Source organism: Pseudomonas sp. S37, from assembly GCF_016658545.1.
Taxonomy (GTDB): domain Bacteria; phylum Pseudomonadota; class Gammaproteobacteria; order Pseudomonadales; family Pseudomonadaceae; genus Aquipseudomonas.
This window is the reverse complement of the sequence record NZ_JACVZC010000041.1, coordinates 36716-45162: the sequence shown is the minus strand read 5'-3', so window position 1 is coordinate 45162 and position 8447 is coordinate 36716. Positions and strand designations below refer to the sequence as shown.

The 8447-nt window shown below is 60.5% G+C and carries 5 protein-coding genes; 2 read left to right on the top strand and 3 right to left on the bottom strand.

Translation table 11 applies throughout. The features are described 5' to 3' along the window. Positions 1 to 150 precede the first annotated feature (150 nt). The 3 genes from ntrC to glnA form a co-directional block, all read right to left on the bottom strand. A complete protein-coding gene (gene ntrC, locus IAE39_RS14800) occupies positions 151 to 1587 on the bottom strand; it encodes a nitrogen regulation protein NR(I) (RefSeq protein WP_201203584.1) in 1437 nt (478 codons plus the stop codon). Further along, on the bottom strand, positions 1584 to 2669 hold the full coding sequence (gene glnL, locus IAE39_RS14795; RefSeq protein ID WP_110745124.1) for a nitrogen regulation protein NR(II): 1086 nt from the start codon (positions 2667 to 2669) through the stop codon (positions 1584 to 1586). Before glnL ends, ntrC begins: the two co-directional genes overlap by 4 nt. 363 nt (positions 2670 to 3032) lie before the next feature. After that, the gene (glnA, locus tag IAE39_RS14790) at positions 3033 to 4439 is read right to left on the bottom strand and encodes a type I glutamate--ammonia ligase (protein ID WP_201203582.1); all 1407 of its coding nucleotides are present in this window, start codon (positions 4437 to 4439) and stop codon (positions 3033 to 3035) included. Between the two features lie 488 nt (positions 4440 to 4927). Here glnA and thiI point away from each other — a divergent pair, with 488 nt between their 5' ends. Together thiI and typA are read left to right on the top strand one after the other, a co-directional pair. Beyond that, positions 4928 to 6382, top strand: coding sequence for a tRNA uracil 4-sulfurtransferase ThiI (gene thiI, locus IAE39_RS14785; RefSeq protein ID WP_201203573.1), 1455 nt, complete (start codon positions 4928 to 4930; stop codon positions 6380 to 6382). Positions 6383 to 6510: 128 nt separating this feature from the next. Continuing rightward, positions 6511 to 8331, top strand: a complete 1821-nt coding sequence (gene typA / locus IAE39_RS14780) for a translational GTPase TypA (protein WP_201203572.1) — start codon at positions 6511 to 6513, stop codon at positions 8329 to 8331. Positions 8332 to 8447: the final 116 nt, after the last annotated feature.

Here is an 8447-nt window from a genome sequence, read left to right as displayed (position 1 = left end):
GGGCGAATCATATCGCCCTTAAGAGGTGTCCGGGATCATTAGGCCAGTTCAAGGCCGCTCCTACAGGGGAACGCGATTTCCTGTAGGAGCGGCCTTGTGTCGCGATGGGCTGCAAAGCAGCCCCAGAAATCTAAAGGGTTAACTCAGAGCTCAGTGCTCATCACCTTCTTCTTCATCTCCCCCAGCCACATTCATCCCCAGCTCCTTGATCTTGCGCGTCAGGGTATTGCGCCCCCAGCCCAGCAGCAGCGCCGCATCACGCCGGCGCCCGGCGGTATGCTTGAGCGCCGTCTCGATCATGATGCGCTCAAAGCTCGGCACGGCGCTGTCCAGCAGGTTGGTCTGCCCGCGCGCCAGCGCCTGGTCGGCCCATTGGCGCAGGGCCTGCTCCCAGTTGGTGACCGGCGCGGCGTCCTGTGGCAGGTTCAGCAGCTCCGGCGGTAAGTCGCCGATCAGCACTTCGCGGCTGGAGGCCATTACGGTAATCCAACGGCAGGTGTTCTCCATCTGCCGCACGTTACCTGGCCATGGCAGGTTGCGGATGAATTCTTCGGTTTCCGGCTTGAGAACCTTCGGCTCGACGGCCAGCTCCTGGGCAGCACGGGCGAGGAAGTGCCGGGCCAGTGCAGGGATGTCCTCGCGGCGGTCGGCCAGGCGCGGGATGTGAATGCGGATCACGTTCAGGCGGTGGAACAAGTCCTCGCGGAACTTGCCAGCCTGCACCAGCGACTCGAGGTTCTGGTGCGTGGCGGCGATGATACGCACATCGACCTTGACCGGCACATGGCCGCCCACCCGGTAGAATTCGCCATCGGCCAGCACCCGCAGCAGACGGGTCTGGGTGTCGGCGGGCATGTCACCGATTTCGTCGAGGAACAGTGTGCCGCCGTCGGCCTGTTCGAAACGGCCACGGCGCAGGTTGGCAGCGCCGGTGAAAGCGCCTTTTTCATGGCCGAACAGCTCGGACTCCATCAGGTCCTTCGGGATGGCGGCCATGTTAAGGGCAATGAACGGCGACGCCGCACGCGGGCTGTGGCGGTGCAGGGCGTGGGCCACCAGTTCTTTACCGGTACCCGACTCGCCGTTGATCAGCACGGTGATGTTGGAGTGGCTGAGGCGACCGATGGCGCGGAACACCTCCTGCATCGCCGGGGCTTCGCCGATGATCTCCGGGGTGGCCGCCAGGCTCTGCGGTACATCCAGGCCCTGTTGCTCCTGGGCGTGCTGGTTGGCGCGCTTGACCAGCGACACTGCTTCGTCGACGTCGAATGGCTTGGGCAGGTATTCGAAAGCACCGCCCTGGTACGAGGCCACCGCACTGTCCAGGTCGGAATGCGCGGTCATGATGATCACCGGCAGGCGCGGGTGCTGCTCGCGAATCTGCGCCAGCAGGTCCAGGCCGCTGGCGCCCGGCATGCGAATGTCGGAAATGATCACGTCGGGCTGCTGGCGAGCCAGTCGGCCCATTACACCGTCTGCGCTGTCGAAGCTCTGGGTGGTCATGCCTTCCTGTTGCAGGGCTTTTTCCAGGACCCAGCGGATGGAGCGATCATCGTCGACGATCCATACGGTTTCACTTCGGCTCATGAGGCGGTGGCTCCTTGTTCCAGGGGCAGGTAGATCGAGAAGGCGGTGTGCCCTGCGTGGCTTTCACACTCGATCAGGCCCTGGTGCTGGCTGATGATGTTCTGGGTAATGGCCAGGCCCAGCCCGGTACCGTCCGGGCGACCACTGACCATGGGATAGAAGAGGGTGTCCTGCAGTTCCGGCGGGATGCCCGGGCCGTTGTCGATGATTTCCACCCGGGCGACCAGGCGATGACGCACATGGCCGATGGTGAACTGGCGCAAGGCGCGGCTGCGCAGCGTGATGCGGCCCAGGCGCAGCTCATTCTGCGAGCTGATCGCCTGCATGGCATTGCGCACGATGTTGAGTACCGCCTGGATCATCTGTTCGCGGTCGATCAGCACGTCCGGCAGGCTTGGGTCGTAGTCGCGCACCAAAGTGATGCAGCCCTGGCTTTCGGCCTCGACCAGGCTGCACACCCGCTCCAGCACTTCGTGAATATTGGTCATGGCCAGCGACGGCAGCTTGTTCGAGCCAAGCATGCGGTCGACCAGGTTACGCAGGCGGTCGGCTTCTTCGATGATCACGTTGGTGTAGTCGCGCAGGCCGTCCTCGGGCAGCTCGCGGGCCAGCAACTGGGCGGCGCCACGGATGCCCCCGAGGGGGTTCTTGATTTCGTGGGCCAGGCCGCGCACCAGCATCTTGGTGGTTTCCTGCTTGCTCAGCTGGGCCTCTTCCTTGGTGATGCGCAGCAGCCGGTCGCGTGGGTGTACCTCCAGCAACAGCAGGGTCTGGCCCTGATGCAGGATTGGCGTAACCGCGTAGTCGACGGTGATGGTCTGCCCGGTCAGTGAGGTGAGCTGTGCTTCACGCTTGGTGAACGGGTGCGCCTGCTCGACGGCCTGGCGCAGCGAGCTGAGTGCCTCGGTCGATTCAGTGAACAGTTCGCTGATGAACTGCCCATGGCTGCGCTGGCCGCTGACCGCCAGCAGCATTTCTGCAGCCGGGTTCATGTATTCCAGGCGCAGCTCGGCATTGAGCAGCAACGTGGCGGTGGTCAGGTTGTCCAGAAGCAGACGGTGCTGTGCATCGCTGATGGTCATAGGGCGTCGTTGACCTCTTTTGGCGCTTGCCTGGCACTGCCTTGGCCAGGGCCGGACACGGGGTGGGCCCGCTGATGCGAGACTCTGTAGAAGAAAATGCAAGAAACAAACCAAAGCTCCGAAAAGAAGCGGGATTAGCGAGAAAGGCCTGAATCTGCGCAAATTCGGATCAGAAACTCTTGGTGAAACGTTTAACTTGAACCAGATTGGGGAGCAAATCGGGGCACGTCGCAGATTTGTGCACCAAGATAGAGCATAGCGTGGCGAGGGACGTTGCAGTGCAGGCACAAGGGGCGCAGAAACGAAAACGGCCTCCCGAAGGAGGCCGTTTGATCATGCTACCGGCGCGTGGCGCCGGTCAGATCAGCAGCTGTAGTACAGCTCGTATTCCAGCGGGTGTACGAAGGTGCGGACCTTGATTTCTTCTTCGCTCTTCAGCTCGATGAAGGCGTCGATGAAGTCGTCGGAGAACACGCCGCCCTTGGTCAGGAACGCACGGCCTTTATCCAGCTCTTCCAGGGCTTCTTTCAGGCTGCCGCACACTTGCGGGATGTTCTTGGCTTCTTCTGGCGGCAGGTCGTACAGGTTCTTGTCGGCCGCGTCGCCTGGGTGGATCTTGTTCTGGATGCCGTCCAGGCCAGCCATCAGCAGGGCCGCGAAGGCCAGGTACGGGTTGGCCGATGGGTCCGGGAAGCGCGCTTCGATACGGCGGGCTTTCGGGCTGCCGACGTAAGGAATACGGATCGAGGCGGAGCGGTTGCGCGCCGAGTAGGCCAGCATTACCGGGGCTTCGAAGCCTGGAACCAGACGCTTGTACGAGTTGGTCGACGGGTTGGTGAAGCCGTTCAGGGCCTTACCGTGCTTGATGATACCGCCGATGAAGTACAGGGCAGTGTCGGACAGGCCGGCATAACCTTCGCCGGAGAAGGTGTTCTTGCCTTCTTTCCAGATCGACATGTGTACGTGCATGCCCGAGCCGTTGTCGCCGTACAGTGGCTTCGGCATGAAGGTAGCGGTACGGCCGTAGGCGTCGGCAACGTTGTGCACGACGTATTTCAGCGCCTGTACTTCGTCAGCCTTCTTCACCAGGGTGTTGAACTTGACGCCGATTTCGTTCTGGCCGGCAGTCGCCACTTCGTGGTGGTGAACTTCAACGGTCTGGCCCATTTCTTCCAGTGCGTTGCACATGGCAGTACGGATTTCGTGGTCGTGGTCGAACGGCGGAACCGGGAAGTAGCCGCCTTTCACTCCAGGGCGGTGGCCTTTGTTGCCGCCTTCCACGTCAGCGTCGGTCATCCACGAGCCTTGCTCGGAGAAGATCTTGAACATCGAGCCGGAGATGTCCGACTTGAACTTCACTTCGTCGAAGATGAAGAACTCTGGCTCTGGGCCGGCGAATACGGTGTCACCGATGCCGGTGCTCTTCAGGTACTCTTCGGCGCGCTTGGCGATGGCGCGTGGGTCGCGATCGTAGCCCTGCATGCTCGACGGGTCGACGATGTCGCAGGTGATGATCAGGGTAGGTTCTTCGGTGAACGGGTCCAGGACGGCAGTGTCGTCAACCGGCATCAGGATCATGTCGGATGCTTCGATGCCTTTCCAGCCAGCGATGGAGGAACCGTCGAACATCTTGCCGACTTCGAAGAAGTCCTCGTCCAGCGCATCACGCGACGGCATGGTCACGTGGTGCTGAATGCCTTTGGTGTCCGTGAAACGCAGATCAATCCACTTGACGTCATGATCTTTGATGAGTTGAACCGACTTCGACATGTTGTCCTCCGGATGGTCTAGAGCGCGGTGGGCCGCTGCCCTGGAAAAAGGGTGTTGCCGGGCGCGGATAGTCGGCCAAGCTTACCTGCCTCACAAGGGAGCAAATTGCATGCCAGTGCCCGAAAATGGCGAGGGCGGGATAAAAGGGGGCGTTTGCGGGCATTTGGCGGGGGGTTGGGCTATAAAAATGCACCCTTAAGATGCGAATTTTGGTATCGGTGCACCGCTATGGTGCACAGCTTGAGTGATGTACTTTTTTTGAGGGCCTCTTCGCGGGTGAACCCGCTCCCACAGGAATTACACCCCTTCGAAATCTGTGCGGTCATTGTGGGAGCGGGTTCACCCGCGAAAGGGCCGGAACAGGCGGCACAAAAACCACCCCTGCATTTATCTAAAAGCTTCTGATCAAAAGTTGGTCAAATCCTGAGCAATTTCCGCTATAATTTGCGCCCCTCATTTTCGGCAGGCCCTGCGCGCGCTGTTAACCAATGAAACTTATCGTCAAAGTCTTCCCAGAAATCACCATCAAGAGCCGGCCGGTGCGCAAGCGCTTCATCCGCCAGCTCGGCAAGAACATCCGCAACGTGCTCAAGGACCTCGATCCTGAGCTCGCGGTCGACGGTGTCTGGGATAATCTCGAAGTGGTCACCCGCGTCGAAGACGAGAAAGTCCAGCGCGAGATGATCGAGCGCCTCACCTGCACGCCGGGTATCACCCACTTCCTGCAGGTCGAGGAGTACCCGCTGGGTGACTTCGACGACATCGTCGCCAAGTGCAAGCACCATTTTGGCCACCTGCTGGCCGGCAAGCGCTTCTCGGTGCGTTGCAAGCGCGGCGGCCACCACGACTTCACCTCGATGGACGTCGACCGTTACGTCGGCAGCCAGCTGCGCCAGCAGTGCGGCGCCGCCGGCATCGACCTGAAAACGCCTGAAGTCGTAGTGCGCATGGAGATCCGCAACCAGCGCCTGTACGTGATCCACAACCAGCACAACGGCATCGGCGGCTACCCGCTGGGTGCCCTTGAGCAAACCCTGGTACTGATGTCCGGTGGTTTCGACTCCACCGTTGCCGCCTACCAGATGATGCGCCGTGGCCTGATGACCCATTTCTGCTTCTTCAACCTCGGCGGCCGTGCCCACGAACTGGGCGTGATGGAAGTGGCCCACTACCTGTGGAAGAAGTACGGCAGCAGCCAGCGCGTGCTGTTCATCAGCGTGCCGTTCGAAGAAGTGGTTGGCGAGATCCTCAACAAGGTCGACAACAGCTACATGGGCGTGACCCTCAAGCGCATGATGCTGCGCGGCGCTGCCCACATGGCCGACCGCCTGCAGATCGACGCGCTGGTGACTGGCGAAGCGATTTCCCAGGTGTCCAGCCAGACCCTGCCGAACCTGTCGATCATCGACTCGGCCACCGACAAGCTGGTACTGCGCCCGCTGCTGGCCAGCCACAAGCAGGACATCATCGACCAGGCTACCGAAATCGGCACCGCCGACTTCGCCAAGCACATGCCCGAATACTGCGGCGTGATCTCGGTGAACCCGACCACCCATGCCAAGCGTCACCGCATGGAGCACGAAGAAAAGCAGTTCGACATGGCCGTGCTGGAGCGCGCCCTGGAGCGCGCCAAGTTCATTTCCATCGACCACGTGATCGATGAGTTGGGCAAGGACATCGAAATCGAGGAAGTGGCCGAGGCGCTGCCAGGCCAGATCGTCATCGACATTCGTCACCCCGATGCCCAGGAAGACGAACCTCTGGTGCTCGAAGGTATCGAAATCCAGGCCATGCCGTTCTATGCCATCAACAGCAAGTTCAAGCACCTGGACCCAACGCGCCAGTACTTGCTGTATTGCGACAAGGGTGTGATGAGCCGTTTGCACGCACACCACCTGCTCAGTGAGGGACATGCCAATGTGCGTGTTTATCGTCCGACATAAGACGCCGGGGCTGTATGGCGGCAGTATCCGCCATCGCCCTCCCGACCGCCGGGCCCGCTGAGCCTTAAACAGTACATATTCGCCGCCTACACTGGGCGGCAACCGAATCCTCTGATCGAGATACACTTGTGATCGAAAATCTGCGTAACATCGCCATCATCGCCCACGTTGACCATGGTAAAACCACCCTGGTCGACAAACTCCTGCGTCAGTCCGGCACCCTGGAGCGTAACGAGCTCAACGACGAGCGCGTCATGGACTCCAACGACCAGGAAAAAGAGCGCGGTATTACCATTCTGGCGAAAAACACCGCCATCAACTGGAACGGCTATCACATCAACATCGTCGACACCCCCGGCCACGCCGACTTCGGTGGCGAGGTTGAGCGTGTAATGTCGATGGTCGACTCCGTGCTGCTGCTGGTCGACGCCCAGGACGGCCCGATGCCGCAAACCCGCTTCGTGACCAAGAAGGCCTTCGAAGCCGGCCTGAAGCCAATCGTCGTGATCAACAAGGTTGACCGCCCGGGCGCGCGTCCTGACTGGGTTCTGGACCAGATCTTCGACCTGTTCGACAACCTCGGTGCCACCGACGAACAGCTGGACTTCAAAGTCGTCTACGCCTCGGCCCTGAACGGCATCGCCGGTCTGGACCACACCGAAATGGGCGAAGACATGACCGCCCTGTACCAGTCGATCGTCGACAACGTACCGGCGCCGGACGTTGACCGTGACGGCTCGTTCCAGATGCAGATCTCCGCACTGGACTACAACAGCTTCCTCGGTGTTATCGGCGTTGGCCGTATCGCCCGTGGTCGCGTCAAGCCGAACACCCCGGTTGTCGCCATCGACACCAACGGCAAGAAGCGCAACGGCCGCATCCTGAAGCTGATGGGCCACCACGGCCTGCACCGTGTAGACGTTGAAGAAGCCCAGGCTGGCGACATCGTCTGCATCAGCGGTTTCGACGAGCTGTTCATCTCCGACACCCTGTGCGCCCCGGACGCGGTAGAAGCGATGAAGCCGCTGACCGTTGACGAGCCAACCGTTTCGATGACCTTCCAGGTCAACGACTCGCCGTTCTGCGGCAAGGAAGGCAAGTTCGTCACCAGCCGTAACATCAAAGACCGTCTGGACAAAGAGCTGCTGTACAACGTAGCCCTGCGCGTTCAGGAAACCGATTCCCCTGACAAGTTCAAGGTATCGGGCCGTGGTGAGCTGCACCTGTCGGTACTGATCGAAACCATGCGTCGTGAAGGCTTCGAGATGGCTGTAGGCCGCCCTGAAGTAATCATCCGCGAAGTCGACGGCGTCAAGCAGGAGCCGTTCGAGAACGTCACCATCGACATCCCTGAAGAATCCCAGGGCAAGGTCATGGAAGAGATGGGCCTGCGTAAAGGCGACCTGACCAACATGGTGCCGGATGGCAAGGGCCGTGTTCGCCTGGAATACAACATTCCAGCCCGTGGTCTGATCGGTTTCCGTAACCAGTTCCTGACCCTGACCAACGGTGCAGGCATCCTGACCTCGATCTTCGACCGCTACGACACCATGAAGTCGGGCCAGATGTCCGGCCGCCTGAACGGTGTTCTGGTTTCGGTCGAAACCGGCAAGGCGCTGACCTACTCGCTGGAAACCCTGCAGGCTCGCGGCAAGCTGTTCGTTGAACACGGCCAGGAGATCTACAACGGTCAGATCATCGGCCTGAACAGCCGTGACAACGACCTGGGCGTGAACCCGACCAAGGGCAAGAAACTGGACAACATGCGTGCTTCGGGCAAAGACGAAGTCATCGCCCTGGTGCCGCCAGTTCGCCACACCCTGGAACAGGCCCTGGAATTCATCCAGGACGACGAGCTGTGCGAAGTGACGCCTAAGTCGATCCGTCTGCGCAAGAAGATCCTGGACGAAGGCGAGCGTACCCGCGCTGCCAAGAAAGCCAAGAACTGAGTTAGCTCTGGCTGAATGAAAACGCCCCCGGTCGAAAGGCCGGGGGCGTTTTTTATTGGGGTGGCGAAGTATTTGTAAGCGATCTCACAAACGGATGTAAGGGGTTCTGTAACGCC

Excerpts from the sequence above, each read along its gene's own strand:
- ntrC (WP_201203584.1), bottom strand. The coding sequence starts at position 1,587 with ATGAGCCGAAGTGAAACCGTATGGATCGTCGACGATGATCGCTCCATC.
- glnL (WP_110745124.1), bottom strand. The coding sequence starts at position 2,669 with ATGACCATCAGCGATGCACAGCACCGTCTGCTTCTGGACAACCTGACC.
- glnA (WP_201203582.1), bottom strand. The coding sequence starts at position 4,439 with ATGTCGAAGTCGGTTCAACTCATCAAAGATCATGACGTCAAGTGGATT.
- thiI (WP_201203573.1), top strand. The coding sequence starts at position 4,928 with ATGAAACTTATCGTCAAAGTCTTCCCAGAAATCACCATCAAGAGCCGG.